Source organism: Rhodococcus sp. NPDC056516 (genome assembly GCF_042794655.1).
GTDB lineage: Bacteria > Actinomycetota > Actinomycetes > Mycobacteriales > Mycobacteriaceae > Rhodococcus_F.
Map to the genome: position 1 here is coordinate 53056 of NZ_JBHTTG010000006.1, position 13670 is coordinate 66725.

The 13670-nt window shown below is 63.2% G+C and carries 11 protein-coding genes and 1 pseudogene; 5 read left to right on the top strand and 7 right to left on the bottom strand.

Annotated elements, in window-relative coordinates; all coding sequences use genetic code 11:
* Nucleotides 1-2 precede the first annotated feature (2 nt).
* Together ACFQ6Y_RS18875 and ACFQ6Y_RS18880 are read right to left on the bottom strand one after the other, a co-directional pair.
* Nucleotides 3-821: an NUDIX hydrolase gene (locus tag ACFQ6Y_RS18875; protein ID WP_378635803.1), complete on the bottom strand. Its 819-nt coding sequence runs from the start codon at nucleotides 819-821 to the stop codon at nucleotides 3-5.
* Nucleotides 822-877: 56 nt separating this feature from the next.
* Nucleotides 878-1699: an ABC transporter ATP-binding protein gene (locus ACFQ6Y_RS18880; RefSeq protein WP_003944728.1), complete on the bottom strand. Its 822-nt coding sequence runs from the start codon at nucleotides 1697-1699 to the stop codon at nucleotides 878-880.
* Between the two features lie 51 nt (nucleotides 1700-1750).
* Between ACFQ6Y_RS18880 and glgX the strand changes: the two are divergent.
* Nucleotides 1751-3793, top strand: a pseudogene (gene glgX / locus ACFQ6Y_RS18885) (glycogen debranching protein GlgX); the annotation flags it as partial.
* On the opposite strand, the gene ACFQ6Y_RS18890 reads toward glgX, so the two are convergent.
* The 4 genes from ACFQ6Y_RS18890 to ctaD all read right to left on the bottom strand — a co-directional run bounded on the left by ACFQ6Y_RS18890 (nucleotide 3706) and on the right by ctaD (nucleotide 8464).
* Nucleotides 3706-4500, bottom strand: a complete 795-nt coding sequence (locus tag ACFQ6Y_RS18890) for a YitT family protein (RefSeq protein ID WP_378635808.1) — start codon at nucleotides 4498-4500, stop codon at nucleotides 3706-3708. The pseudogene glgX and the gene ACFQ6Y_RS18890 overlap by 88 nt on opposite strands.
* Nucleotides 4501-4536: 36 nt before the next feature.
* Nucleotides 4537-5283, bottom strand: a complete 747-nt coding sequence (locus tag ACFQ6Y_RS18895; protein ID WP_378636742.1) for a peptidyl-tRNA hydrolase — start codon at nucleotides 5281-5283, stop codon at nucleotides 4537-4539.
* 53 nt (nucleotides 5284-5336) lie between these two features.
* The gene (gene serB / locus ACFQ6Y_RS18900) at nucleotides 5337-6557 is read right to left on the bottom strand and encodes a phosphoserine phosphatase SerB (RefSeq protein ID WP_020969288.1); all 1221 of its coding nucleotides are present in this window, start codon (nucleotides 6555-6557) and stop codon (nucleotides 5337-5339) included.
* 116 nt (nucleotides 6558-6673) lie between these two features.
* A complete protein-coding gene (gene ctaD, locus ACFQ6Y_RS18905) occupies nucleotides 6674-8464 on the bottom strand; it encodes a cytochrome c oxidase subunit I (RefSeq protein WP_020907234.1) in 1791 nt (596 codons plus the stop codon).
* A gap of 350 nt (nucleotides 8465-8814) precedes the next feature.
* On the opposite strand from ctaD, the gene ACFQ6Y_RS18910 reads away from it, so the two are divergent.
* From ACFQ6Y_RS18910 to ACFQ6Y_RS18920, 3 genes are all read left to right on the top strand, one after another.
* Nucleotides 8815-9810: an ABC transporter substrate-binding protein gene (locus tag ACFQ6Y_RS18910; RefSeq protein ID WP_378635813.1), complete on the top strand. Its 996-nt coding sequence runs from the start codon at nucleotides 8815-8817 to the stop codon at nucleotides 9808-9810.
* A gap of 157 nt (nucleotides 9811-9967) precedes the next feature.
* On the top strand, nucleotides 9968-10972 hold the full coding sequence (locus ACFQ6Y_RS18915; RefSeq protein WP_378636747.1) for an iron-siderophore ABC transporter substrate-binding protein: 1005 nt from the start codon (nucleotides 9968-9970) through the stop codon (nucleotides 10970-10972).
* Between the two features lie 66 nt (nucleotides 10973-11038).
* On the top strand, nucleotides 11039-11512 hold the full coding sequence (locus tag ACFQ6Y_RS18920) for an NUDIX domain-containing protein (RefSeq protein WP_378544710.1): 474 nt from the start codon (nucleotides 11039-11041) through the stop codon (nucleotides 11510-11512).
* A gap of 96 nt (nucleotides 11513-11608) precedes the next feature.
* On the opposite strand, the gene nrdF is transcribed toward ACFQ6Y_RS18920, so the two are convergent.
* Nucleotides 11609-12574, bottom strand: coding sequence for a class 1b ribonucleoside-diphosphate reductase subunit beta (gene nrdF / locus ACFQ6Y_RS18925; RefSeq protein ID WP_003944744.1), 966 nt, complete (start codon nucleotides 12572-12574; stop codon nucleotides 11609-11611).
* A gap of 170 nt (nucleotides 12575-12744) precedes the next feature.
* Between nrdF and ACFQ6Y_RS18930 the strand changes: the two genes are divergently transcribed.
* The gene (locus tag ACFQ6Y_RS18930) at nucleotides 12745-13662 is read left to right on the top strand and encodes an SPFH domain-containing protein (RefSeq protein WP_378533891.1); all 918 of its coding nucleotides are present in this window, start codon (nucleotides 12745-12747) and stop codon (nucleotides 13660-13662) included.
* The last annotated feature ends 8 nt before the right edge of the window (nucleotides 13663-13670 follow it).

A 13670-nucleotide genomic window follows, 5' to 3' on the forward strand; every position in this document is an offset into this window, starting at 1 on the left:
ATCTACTTTGCCGCCTTGATCGACCACGGATGCGGTCCGGCTGTGTAGTAGCCGTCCTGGTTCGGGAATTCCACGCGCAGAGTTTCCTCGTCGGTGATCAGCGTAGGCAGGATGACGGGGATCTCCGGCTCGGCTGCGAGTATCTCCGCCACCGAGCTGAACTTGGCCAATTCGGTCAGCTGACTCCATGTCGGCGGCAACAGGATGCTGCCACCCTCACGCCAATGCGCAAGAGCGTCCTGCGGGCTCTGCCAACGAACCTCGGCGGCCTCGGAGGTGACTCCGTCCGCAATCTGTCCGGTCGGTGACGCCGCGACGAAGAAGCGCGTGTCGTAGCGGCGGGTCTCGCCCACCGGCGTGATCCAGTTCGCCCACGGCCGCAGCAGATCCGTTCGCAGGACCAGGTTCTCCTTTTTCAGGAAATCACTGAACGACAACTCGTGCTTTTCGAGAGCAACCCGGACCTGCGCGTAGCCGGCCGTGTCTGCCACGACGGTGCCTGCGGTCGGTCCGGCGAGCAGGACGCCGCACTCCTCGAACGTTTCCCGAACCGCAGCCAAGACGAGGGCCTTCGCCCGAGCCACATCCGTGCTGAACCGCTCGGCCCACCACTCGACCGACGGGCCGGCCCACTCGACCTCGGCCGTCGCGTCGGACTTGTCGACGCCGCCGCCGGGGAAGACCGTCATGCCCCCGGCAAACGCCATCCCCTGTACTCGTTGAAGCAGGAAGATCTCGATACCGGATTCGGCATCGCGCACCAAGATGACGGTCGACGCGTCCTTGGGCTCGGGGACAGCGTTTGCATTCTCGTTAGCCATGCTTCGCGAACCTACGCGATCTGTGATCTGGGCCGCATTTCAGGTCCCACTGAAGCTCACGCGCGATGAGCTCCGGACGGCCTCGCGCGGCGCGCGAAGTATCGGCCGTCCGCCTTGTCGAGGCTGATGGACTGGCTGAATGCCGCGCTCAGATTTTCGGCAGTGATGACGTCGTCCAGAAGGCCCTGGGAGACGACCTCACCTTCCTTGAGAAGGAGTGCGTGAGTGAATCCCGGCGGGATTTCCTCGACGTGATGGGTGATCAGAACGGTTGCCGGGGCGTCCGGATCGGCGGCCAGTTCGGCGAGCCTGGCCACAAGTTCCTCACGGCCACCGAGATCGAGGCCGGCTGCCGGCTCGTCCAGAAGAAGAAGCTCGGGATCAGTCATCAAGGCTCGCGCGATGAGGACGCGCTTGCGCTCGCCTTCCGAAAGCGTCCCGTACGTCCGATCCGCCAGGTGCTCGGCGCCGAGGCTTTCGAGCATCTCCACAGCACGCGAGGTGTCCATGGATTCGTACTCCTCGCGCCACCGACCGAGAACGGCGTAGCCCGCCGACACGACGAGGTCGCTGACCTTCTCGTCGCCGGGAACCCGGTTTGCCAGCGACGACGAGGACAATCCGATTCGCGGGCGCAACTCGTTGACGTCGACCTTGCCGAGAACTTCACCGAGGAGGTGGGCAGAACCACTGGTCGGGAAAGTTTCACCGGCCGCTATTCGCAGCAGCGACGTCTTGCCGGCGCCGTTGGGTCCGAGCACCACCCATCGCTCGTCGAGCTCCACTTTCCAGGTGACGGGACCCACGAGAGTGGACCCTCCCCGGCGGATGAGTACGTTGTCGAAATCGATGAGCAGATCTGGATCAGGTAGCGGCACCCGAACATCTTCCCGCACATTCTCCGGCCGTTCACGGCAGGATCATCTTGCGTGTCGCCTCTCATCGAAACTCACACCCCGACGCCCGGGTCTCCGTTCCCCCTCGGCGCCCACATCGTGGACTCCGGAACCCAGTTCGCGGTCCACGCCCCGGCCGCGTCGAGCGTCCACATCTGCCTGATCGACCAGGCCGGAAACGAAGATCGCGTCGAACTTCGGCAACACACGTACGGAATCTGGCACGGAATCATCGCCGGGATCGGTGCGGGGCAGCGATACGGAATTCGGGCGAGCGGTCCGTGGAATCCGCGCGCCGGGCTGAGACTGAATCCACACAAGCTGCTCGTCGATCCGTGGGCGCGCCGCATCGAAGGGGAACTCGGTGATCACCGTGCCCTGCTGTCGTACGCCGACGATCCCTTCGGCGACCCGTCGACGCTCGACTCGCTCGGCCACGTGCCACTGTCCGTGGTGACTCCAGGCCTCGTGCCCGCCGCCGCCCGCCTCGAGACGCCCTGGGAGGAAAGCGTGATCTACGAGCTGCATGTGGGCTCGTACACCGCCACGCATCCAGGAGTTCCCGCAGCCCACCGCGGAACGTACCTCGGTCTGACCGCGCCGGCTGTGATCGATCACCTCGTCGCACTCGGCGTCACCGCCGTGGAACTGCTTCCCGTGCAGGCGTTTCTGACCGAACACAGCGTCCGCGAGCGAGGGATGCGCAACCACTGGGGTTACTCGACGGCCTCGTACTTCGCCCCGCATCCCGGATACGCTGCAACGCCGGGCAGCGAAGTCACCGAGTTCCGGATCATGGTCGACGCACTTCACGCGGCAGGTATCGAGGTCATCCTCGACGTCGTCTACAACCACACCTGCGAGCAGAGCGTCGACGGAATCAGTGTCAGCTGGCGAGGTTTGGACGGTCCCGGCTACTACCTTCTCGACGGCGACGGCCGCGACATCGACCTGACCGGGTGCGGCAACACGGTCGACGCCTGCTCCCCCATCGCCGTCCGCATGATCACCGACAGCCTCCGTTACTGGGCCACCGAAATGGGTGTCGACGGCTTCCGATTCGATCTCGCGAGCGCGTTGGGTCGACCGCGCGGCGGCGGCTTCGACCAGCGCGCGTCAATCCTGTCGGCTATCTCCTCCGATCCGGTACTGACTCGGTGCAAGCTCATCGCCGAACCATGGGATGCGACTGCCGACGGTTACCAGGTCGGAAACTTCGGACTCCAGTGGTCCGAATGGAACGACAAGTACCGCAGCACCATTCGCCAGTTCTGGAACGGCGGCTCCAGCGTCCGGAAGGTCGCGTCGCGCCTCGCCGGTTCCGAGGACATCTTTGCCGGCAGCGGCCGTCGCCCCTGGGCATCGATCAACTTCGTCACCGCGCACGACGGGTTCACGGCCGCCGATCTAGTGGCATATGACCACAAGCACAACGAGGCCAACGGTGAAGACAATCGTGACGGCGCCGATCACAACGATTCGTTCAACCACGGAATCGAAGGTCCGAGCACCGATCCCGAAATTCAGGACGCCAGGGCGCGCCACGTACGGGCGCTGCTCGCCACGCTTGTGCTGTCGACAGGTACACCGATGCTCACCGCCGGTGACGAGTTCGGCCACAGCCTGGGCGGGAACAACAACGCGTACTGTGTTCCCGCTCTTGCCTCCCCTGCACAGTCGTGGGCACTGGACTGGACGAGCGCCGATCAGTCGTTGGTGCGATTCGTCTCCCGAGCTCTCGGACTACGCCGAGCGGCACCGGCGTTGCGTCAGCCCGAATTCTTCGAAGGCAGAAGAAGACTGGAACACCCGGACCTCGTCTGGTTCGACGCTGCCGGCATCGAGTTCGACGACGCCGCGTGGTACGACGAGGCTCACCGAACCCTGCAGGCCTGGATCGACGGCGCCGACGTTCGGTCTCACACGCGGACCGGGCGCCCTCTCGGTGACGACAGTTGGCTCCTGATCCTGCATTCCGGCGGACCGACTCAAGTCACCGTCGGAACTCCGGAATGGTTCGACGGCACCTTGACTGCATCGTTCGATTCAGCGTCACCGACCGGAGAGCCTGCCTCGACCGCGGAAGTTTCCGTCGGCACCGAAATTTCGTTGACCGGACCCACGGTCTTGGCCTTACGTTCGGTTTCACGTCCGCCGGTCACCGCTGCTGTCATGGAATCCGGCAGCACCTTGATCAGGAATTGAATGGTCGGTCCGATTCCGAAGGCGTACAACACGGTTCCGACGCCGACGGTTCCACCGAGAAGCCATCCGGTAGCGAGGACCGCGATTTCGATGCTGGTACGCACGAGCCTGACCGACAGGCCGGTGCGAGCAACCAATCCGGTCATCAATCCGTCGCGAGGACCCGGCCCCATGCCGGCGCCGATGTAGAGAACGCTGGCCAGTCCGTTGAGGAGAATTCCCCCGACCATGATGGCAGCGCGAACTGGCATGGAATCGAAGACCGGCAAGAAGGCCAGTGAAGTATCCACCGAGATGGCAATCACCACGACATTGGCGACCGTGCCGAATCCCGGGCGCTGACGGATCGGAATCCAGAGCAGCAGTACCACCGCACCGGTGATTGCAGTGATCACGCCGAAGCTGAGCGAAACGTGCTCGGCCACACCCTGATGAAACACATCCCACGGATCGAGGCCGAGCCCCGCTGTGATCATCATGGCCATCGAGAACCCGTACAACCACAGACCGACGAACAGCGAGGCAAATCTCCGTATCAACACTCGACCATCCTGAAGGCCACTGGACTGTTCATCCATAGCCAAGTTGCCGATACTGGACTGGTCGGTTGAGTCTTACGGAACCGCGATGACTGTCATGGAACCCGGTGCCACTTCCGTGAACCCTGCATCACGAACCGCGACGGCCTCCGACTTCTTCAATCGATCTACTGCCTCGGCCCACTGTTTCGGACTCGCGTCGCGGACCGAGCAGCGAAAGTCGTTCTGCGCCCAGGTCCAGCATTGTTCCTCGGACATGGCCGCTGCCAACAACATCGAGGCATGGCCGACCTGAGCCGACGCCTTGCCTACCGTCATCTCGAGCGCCGAGTCGATCCACAGAACCGGCAGCCCAGGCTCGGGCGGTCCGGGTTCGTCGTGCTCGAGATCGGTGCCACCGATCTGCAACTTCTTGATTCGGGGGTCCAGTTCTCCGACCGGCCCGGGAACCAAAGCCCGCGCCTGGGCACCATCCACGTCGACGGTGATGCCCGGTACCTCCTGTGCGGCAAGCCACTGAGCACCTCGCGCTCGACGAGAGACCTTCCGGATCCGGGCACCCACCCACGCCGAATAGTCCTCGTGCCACGGGCCGGGTTCCCCGTCTTCGGTGAACCCGACGCGTTCGTCCAGGCACAGCGCAACTGCCGCGGTTGCCGCAGCCTCGAGGAGTGCAGTGCGTTTCGGCGGGTCTGCCTTCGGAATGTGGAGAACGATCGGCATCGCCAGCACCAGCGCCGGATCCGCAGGATCGTCTTGCCCACCGTACCCAGCAGCCAGCACCGCGTGACGCTGGCGCCACCGAGAATCGGGGCCGGACATCACAGCGGGATCGGAACTGACAGCTGGATCGGAACTGACTGCTGGATCGGAACTCATGGAATCGGTACGCGTCGTACGCCACCGTCGACGGCGTCTGCCGCCTCGACCTCGTCGCGAGTCACACCGAGAATGAACAGCACAGCATCGAGGAAGGGGTGCGACAGAGCCGCATCCGCTACCTCGCGCAGCGCAGGCTTGGCGTTGAACGCCACACCCAGGCCCGCAGCGTTGAGCATGTCGATGTCGTTGGCACCGTCACCGACGGCGACGGTCTGTTCCATCGGCACACCGACCTGATCGGCGAACTTGCGCAGCGCTACGGCCTTCGCGGCACGGTCGACGATCTCACCGATCACACGCCCGGTCAGCTTGCCGTCGACGATCTCGAGGGTGTTGGCGTGTACGAAGTCCAGTTCGAGTTCGTGTGCGAGGCCTTCGATGACCTGCCGGAAGCCTCCGGACACGACACCGCAGTGGAATCCGAGACGACGCAGGGTGCGAATGGTGGTGCGAGCACCCGGCGTCAGTTCGATGCTCTCTGCCACCTCGTCGATGACGGAGGCGTCGAGACCGGCGAGTGTGGCAACCCGCTGGTGCAGTGATTCGGTGAAGTCGATCTCGCCGCGCATTGCAGCTTCGGTGACAGCGCGGACCTCGTCCTCGACGCCGGCCTTCGCGGCCAACATCTCGATGACCTCGCCCTGGACGAGCGTCGAATCCACGTCGAACACGATCAGACGCTTGGCCCGGCGAGCGAGACCTGCGCGCTCGACCGCGATGTCGACGTTTTCGAGTGCAGCAACCTCGGCGAGTCCGGTGCGCAACTTCGCGTCGCCGTCGACAGTATCCGCGGCACTGACGCTGAGTTCGAGACCGGTGACGGGATAATCGGCGACACCACGGATGGAATCGATGTTGGCGCCCTGCTTCGCGAGTTCGCGCGCAACCGATCGCATAGCGCGAGCATTGACCGGGCTGCCGAGAACAACTACCGCATGGGTGGACACCGCGGGCCGTCCGGGATCGGCACCGATTTCGATGTCGACGTTCATTCCGACCGTCGCCATCGCCTGTTCGAGTTCTTCCTGAAGCGCTTCGGGATCGTTCGGGCAGGCCACCATGACTCCGAGTGTCAATCGACCTCGAATCACCACCTGCTCCACGTCGAGTAGACGCACATCGTGCCGCGACAGCGCCGCGAACAATACCGAGGTGACGCCAGGGCGGTCCGGCCCGGTTACAGTCACCAGAACAGTGGTGTCAGAGGCACCCACCGAAAACTCCGATCGTTTCTTCGTTCGCGTCTTTATCGTCACTATTGTGCCAAGCGAAAGGCCCCACCCGTTACTCGGGCGGGGCCTTCGCTGATTACTTCAGTGTGTTACTTCGCTCAGGAGCGGCTGTCGGTGCCGGGGTCGCCTTCGTCCCCGACTGTCAGCGGCTCGTGACGAGCATCTTCGAGCACGGTGCTGGCGTTCTTCCCGCCGTGGCCGGGGCCGACGTGCGCTTCCGCGCGCATCCGCTCCACCATGTGCGGGTAGTGCAACTCGAACGCCGGACGCTCGCTACGGATGCGCGGCAACTCGGTGAAGTTGTGACGCGGCGGCGGGCAGGTGGTTGCCCACTCCAGCGAGTTTCCGTAACCCCACGGATCGTCGACGGTGACAACTTCGCCGTAGCGGTAGCTCTTGAAGACGTTCCAGATGAACGGAAGCGTCGAGGCACCGAGTACGAAGGCGAAGATCGTGGACACCGAGTTAAGAACCGTGAATCCGTCCGAGGGCAGGTAGTCGGCGTAACGACGCGGCATACCTTCGGCACCGAGCCAGTGCTGAACGAGGAACGTGCCGTGGAAGCCGACGAACGTGGTCCAGAAGTGCCACTTGCCGAGGCGCTCGTCCATCATGCGACCGGTCATCTTCGGGAACCAGAAGTAGATACCGGCGTACGTGGCGAACACGACCGTGCCGAAGACCACGTAGTGGAAGTGGGCGACGACGAAGTAGCTGTCCGTGACGTGGAAGTCGAGCGGCGGGCTCGCGAGGATGACACCCGACAGACCACCGAATAGGAAGGTGATCAGGAAGCCGATCGAGAACAGCATCGGCGATTCGAAGGTCAATTGCCCCTTCCACATCGTTCCGATCCAGTTGAAGATCTTCACACCTGTCGGCACGGCGATCAGGAACGTCATGAACGAGAAGTACGGCAGGAGAACAGCGCCTGTTGCGTACATGTGGTGAGCCCACACCGCGATCGACAGAGCGGCGATGGCCAGCGTTGCGTACACCAGGCCGCTGTAGCCGAAGATCGGCTTACGGCTGAAGACCGGGAAGATCTCCGAGACGATGCCGAAGAACGGCAGCGCGATGATGTACACCTCGGGGTGACCGAAGAACCAGAACAGGTGCTGCCACAGGAGCACACCACCCGTCGCCGGGTCGAAGATGTGTCCACCGAGATGGCGGTCGACGAACAGGCCCATGAATGCAGCGGTCAGCAGCGGGAACGCCAGCAGGATCAGGATGCTGGTGATGAAGATGTTCCAGGTGAAGATCGGCATGCGGAACATGGTCATACCGGGTGCGCGCAGGCAGATCACGGTGGTAACCATGTTGACGCCACCGAGGATGGTGCCGAGGCCGGCGACAGCCAGACCCAAGACCCACAGGTCGGCGCCGACGCCGGGGCTGTGCAGCGCGCTGGTGAGCGGCGTGTATGCCGTCCAACCGAAGTCTGCTGCGCCACCGGGCGTGACGAATCCGGCCGTCGTGATGATCGCGCCGAACAGGTACAGCCAGTAGCTGAACGCGTTCAGACGCGGGAACGCGACGTCGGGTGCACCGATCTGGAGCGGAAGAATGTAGTTCGCGAAGCCGAAGACGATCGGGGTCGCGTACAGCAGCAGCATGATCGTGCCGTGCATGGTGAACAGCTGGTTGAACTGTTCGTTGGAAAGGAACTGCATGCCGGGTACAGCAAGTTCGGCACGCATCATCAGTGCCATGAGGCCACCGATGAGGAAGAAGGCGATGGAAGTCGCCAAGTACATGATTCCGAGCACCTTGGGATCGGTGGTCGTGATCATCTTGAAAATGAATGAGCCCTTGGGTCCCTGCCGCGGCGGGTAAGGCCTGGCCGGCGCTATCGTGGGGACTGGCTGGGGCGCTACGGCAGTCACTGATCCTCCTGAATGTGCCTTTGGTCGCTCCGCAGACTCCGTTACAGAGCCCTTGGTTGCGCCCGCAGGGTCCGTCGCCCGGGCTGCGGACAACGGCTTCTGGCTTGCGCTCATCGAATCGTAGACCGTGACTCCGAGGCACCGCGACCCGGTCCTACTCTGCGTCGTACTCGAGCATCCGTTTTTCGGGGAACCAAACGAACGACCTGCGGTTTATGTTCCCTGGGGAGTCCGAACCCACTTCCGAATCGGCGTGTCGCACCCGTCGAAGATTTCGGCCGGTGTCCGTTTTCGGCCAACTCCTCCACTGATAAGGTCACCCTCGCCTAACTCATTTCAGGAGCCAATCAGTGAAATTCTTTCCCCGCCGGGCCGCGCTGGTAGCGGTCGCAGCTTCGATCGCCTTGGTCGTTCCTGCGTGCTCGAGTAACGACGAGCCCGCTGCAACCACCAACTCGACCGAGTCGGGCGCATTTCCCCGTACCGTCGAGCACTTCCGCGGAAGCACCGAAATCCCGGCCGCACCCCAGCGGATCGTCGCGCTCGACAACAGCTTCACCGACGCCGTCCTTCTCCTCGAATCCCCGCTCGTCGGCTACGTCGACTACCGCGAGCCCGGTCTGCCCGACTACCTCGGATCCTCCCGGGAGGAATTCGCCCCGGACGCCGTCTCGGTCGGCACGGTCAGCAGCGCAAGCCTCGAGAAGATCGCCGCACTGCAGCCGGACCTCATCATCTCCGCCGAGGTCCGCGACGGGAAGAACTACGAGCAGCTCTCCGCAATCGCGCCCACCGTCTTCACCCAGACGACCGGTCCGACGTGGAAGGACAACATCCGCGTAGTCGGTGAAGCGCTGGGCAAGGAATCGCTGGCCGAGGCGAAAATCACCGAATACGAAACACGCGCGGCTGCCGTCGGCAAGGAAATCAACGAGAAGGCAAACAACCCGGTCATCTCGGTGGTCCGATTCGCCGGTGAACCGACCGCACGCCTCTACCGCACCACCTCGTTCAGCGGCATCGTTCTTCAGGATGCCGGGCTGAAGCGTCCGGACAACCAGGGGCCAGACCCCGCCGACGCCGGCAACATCATGATGAAGATCAGCCCCGAGCTGATCAACGAGGCCGACGCGGACGTCATCTTCATCAGCACCTGGCAGGACGCCGAGGGCAAGAGCGCCGAAGCTGCGAAGCCGTTCCTCGAGAGCCCGCTGTGGCAGACACTTCGAGGACGCAAGGTAGACGTGGACGATTCACGTTGGATGTCGCCGGTCAGCGTCCAGGGCGCGCACATGATCCTCGACGACCTCTCGGACACGTTTGAGGTGGACAAGCAGAACAGCTGAGTCGAGCAGCTAACCTGAACGGCGCCCGCTCACACAGGAAGCCGTCGACTTGTCTGTTCTCTCACGCACGTCTGTTCTCTCACGCACGACTGTTCCCTCACGCACGACTGCCCGCACGTCCATTCGTCGTGTCTCGATCCTGGGGATCGCCGCCACGATGCTCGTCCTCGGTGGTTGCTCGTCCGACTCGTCGGACGATCCCGCGAGCACCATCGTCCGGACCACCACGTCGATCGCCGGCGCCGGCGTGATGGGCATCGAACGCGACACCGCCACCGCCTGCCCGACGCCGACGCCGGCCGACCCGGGCGCGGGCCCCGAGGTGAAGCGTCGAGTGGTGCACACTGCGGGCGAAACCGAGGTTCCTTCCGATCCACAACGGATCGTGGTCCTCGACAGCGTCTCGATGGACGCCGTGTGCGCCCTCGGACTGTGGGAGCGGGTGGTGGGCGCTGCGACCGGCGTCGACTCGCCTCAACCGTCGTACCTGGGTTTCGGCATCTCGGAGATTCCGAGTGTCGGTCCCGTGAGCGCACCTGACGTCAACGCCGTGAAGGCCGCCGCGCCGGACTTGATCCTCGGGTCGAGTCCGGCGTCCGACGGTTTGTACGGGCAACTCGGCGCCATCGCGCCCACCGTGTTCGCCGGGTCCGATCCCGTGTACTGGAAAGCGCAGTTCGCGCTCGCCGGTCAGGCACTGGGCCGCTCGTCAGCGGCGGCGACGGAGCTCGATCGATACCAGCAGGACGTCGTGCAACTCGGCGACACATTGAATTCATCACAGACGCAGGCATCAGTGGTTCGGTTCGGTGCGAAGGACCTGCAGATCGAGGGTCCCGCGTCCTTCGCCGGACAAATCCTCAGCGACGTCGGCGTCCGGCGCCCACCGGCGCAGCGATTGACCGATGCGACCACAGCACCGATTCCGGCCGACGATCTCAGCGCAGCAGAAGGTGACTTGATCTACGTCCTCTTCGACGGGCCGAACGGTCGTACCTACGGCACCGAGGTCATGAAGAGCGACCAGTGGCAGGACCTCGCCGCCGCCTCCGATCGGCGCGTGTTCGTGGCGGAAGACGAAATCTGGAACGGAAACGGGATGACTGCCGCCCATGCCGTATTGGCGGATTTGAAGGGAACCTTGAACGGATATGCGAGCTGACCGGAACGAAACACGACTCCCACATTCGAGGCAGCTCGCCGCAACTGTGATGGTCGGTTTCTGACCATGCCGATCCCGGAATTCATTGTCGCCCTGCGCGAGAAGGTCGGTCATGCGCCGCTCTGGCTGTCCGGAGTGAGCGTCGTGATTCGCGACGACGACGGCCGAGTCCTTCTCACCCGCCGAGCCGACAACGGTCAATGGGCCGTCGTGTCCGGTGTTCTCGAGCCCGGCGAGGAACCGTCGTCGGCGGCGGTGCGGGAGGCGAAGGAAGAAACCGGAGTCGACGCCGAATTGATTCGGATCACGAGTGTCGATGTCACAGAACCCATTACGTACCCCAACGGCGACGTGACTCAGTACCTGGACGTGTGCTTCCTGGCCAAGTGGACCGGCGGAGAAGCGCATGTGGCGGACGACGAGAACCTCGAGGTCGCATGGTTCGCGCCGGGCGAATTGCCCTCGGACATGACCGACACCTCGCGACTACGCCTCGAAAAAGCGTTGCAGGACAAGCCGGAAGCCTGGTTTCTGCGCTAGTCCACTCCCCCATGGACGACCGAAGCCCGATTCCCGCGTGTGCAGGAGTCGGGCTTCGTTTGATATAGGCGCTCTAGAAGTCCCGAGCGGGTCGCTCTAGAAATCCCAGTCGTCGTCTTCGGTGTTGACGGCCTTGCCGATGACGTAGGAGCTTCCCGAGCCGGAGAAGAAGTCGTGATTCTCGTCCGCATTCGGTGAAAGTGCCGACAGGATAGCCGGATTGACGTCCGTCTCGTCCTTCGGGAAGAGGCCTTCATAGCCGAGGTTGTTGAGTGCCTTGTTGGCGTTGTAGCGCAGGAACTTCTTGACGTCCTCGGTCAGACCGACGCCGTCGTAGAGGTCCTGCGTGTAGTCGACCTCGTTCTCGTAGAGCTCGAAGAGCAACTCGAACGTGTAGTTCTTGAGCTCTTCGCGCTCGGCCTCGGTGAGCTGTTCGAGGCCCTTCTGGTACTTGTAGCCGATGTAGTACCCGTGCACGGCCTCGTCACGGATGATGAGGCGGATGAGGTCGGCGGTGTTGGTGAGCTTGGCGCGCGAGGACCAGTACATCGGCAGGTAGAAGCCGGAGTAGAAGAGGAAGCTCTCGAGGAGCGTCGAGGCGACCTTGCGCTTGAGCGGCGACTCGCCGTTGTAGTAGTCGAGAACGATCTGCGCCTTGCGCTGCAGGTTGGGGTTCTCCTCCGACCAGCGGAACGCGTCGTCGATGTCCGGGGTGGAGCACAGCGTCGAGAAGATCGAGCTGTAGCTCTTGGCGTGCACCGATTCCATGAAGGCGATGTTGGTGTAGACCGCTTCTTCGTGGGGAGTGATTGCGTCGGGGATGAGGCTGACTGCGCCGACGGTCCCCTGAATGGTGTCGAGCAACGTCAGACCCGTGAAGACACGCATCGTGAGCTGCTGCTCCTGCGCGGTCAGCGTTCCCCAGGACGGGATGTCGTTGGAGACCGGCACCTTTTCGGGCAGCCAGAAATTGCTGACGAGGCGATCCCACACCTCGGCGTCCTTCTCGTCCTGGACGCGGTTCCAGTTGATGGCGGAAACGCGACTGACCAGCTTGACCATAATTCCTACCTAGCGAGAGAGATACTGCCGAATGTTGGCTTGCCTGAACACTACCCGTTGTGTCGGGTCCGCGATGCCAACACAACAACATGTGTCGCACGCGCCCCTCCGCAAGGATCAAAAATGTGATATCAATTAAATATCACTTACCGATGGAAAGCGAGTCTCGCATGACCAGCACACCCACCGTGGCCGAGAAACCGACCGGTGTCGCCACCACCACGATCGCCGAACGCCCAGGCTGGGACCTGTCCGGCGGGTGGATGCTTCTCGGCGGCGTCCTTTTGTTCCTGGCCGGAATCGCGCTGTCCGTCGTAGGCGGAGTTCTGGGACTCTTTGCCCTGATTCCGGTCGGAGTGGTGCTGTTCATCGCGTCACTCCCCCTGCTGATGGGTCTGACTTTGGTGCAACCGAATCAGGCCAGAGTTCTTCAGCTCCTGGGCAGCTCGTACAGCGGCACCCTGCGCACGCCGGGACTGCGATGGACAAACCCGCTGACGGTCCGTCGATCGATCTCCACGCGTATCCGAAACCACGAGACCGGTCAGGCGAAGGTGAACGACGCCGACGGCAATCCCATCGAGATCTCGGCGGTGGTCGTCTGGCAAGTCGCCGACACTGCGCTCGCGTCGTTCCAGGTGGACGACTACGAGGAGTTCGTCTCGGTGCAGACCGAGGCGGCCGTCCGCCATATCGCCGGCAGCTATCCGTACGACGCCGAAGGCCGAGTTTCGTTGCGCGAGAACGCCGATATCATCACAACCACCTTGTCGGAGGAAGTTCACGCCCGCGTGCGGGCGGCAGGTGTCGAAGTGATCGAGACACGGATCAACAGGCTCTCGTACGCACCGGAGATCGCCAGCGCGATGCTTCGGCGCCAGCAAGCGGGTGCTGTGATCGCCGCCCGCAAGCAAATCGTCGAAGGTGCGGTGTCCATGGTCGACATGGCACTCAAGCAGCTCGAGGAAAAGCACGTCGTCGAACTCGACGAGGAACGCAAGGCAACGATGATCAGTAACCTTCTGGTCGTGCTGTGCGGCGACCGCGACGCACAACCGGTGCTGAACACCGGTTCGCTCTACCAGTAAAGGAAAGG

Excerpts from the sequence above, each read along its gene's own strand:
- ACFQ6Y_RS18875 (WP_378635803.1), bottom strand. The coding sequence starts at position 821 with ATGGCTAACGAGAATGCAAACGCTGTCCCCGAGCCCAAGGACGCGTCG.
- ACFQ6Y_RS18890 (WP_378635808.1), bottom strand. The coding sequence starts at position 4,500 with ATGGATGAACAGTCCAGTGGCCTTCAGGATGGTCGAGTGTTGATACGG.
- ACFQ6Y_RS18895 (WP_378636742.1), bottom strand. The coding sequence starts at position 5,283 with ATGTCCGGCCCCGATTCTCGGTGGCGCCAGCGTCACGCGGTGCTGGCT.
- ACFQ6Y_RS18915 (WP_378636747.1), top strand. The coding sequence starts at position 9,968 with ATGCTCGTCCTCGGTGGTTGCTCGTCCGACTCGTCGGACGATCCCGCG.
- ACFQ6Y_RS18920 (WP_378544710.1), top strand. The coding sequence starts at position 11,039 with ATGCCGATCCCGGAATTCATTGTCGCCCTGCGCGAGAAGGTCGGTCAT.
- nrdF (WP_003944744.1), bottom strand. The coding sequence starts at position 12,574 with ATGGTCAAGCTGGTCAGTCGCGTTTCCGCCATCAACTGGAACCGCGTC.
- ACFQ6Y_RS18930 (WP_378533891.1), top strand. The coding sequence starts at position 12,745 with ATGACCAGCACACCCACCGTGGCCGAGAAACCGACCGGTGTCGCCACC.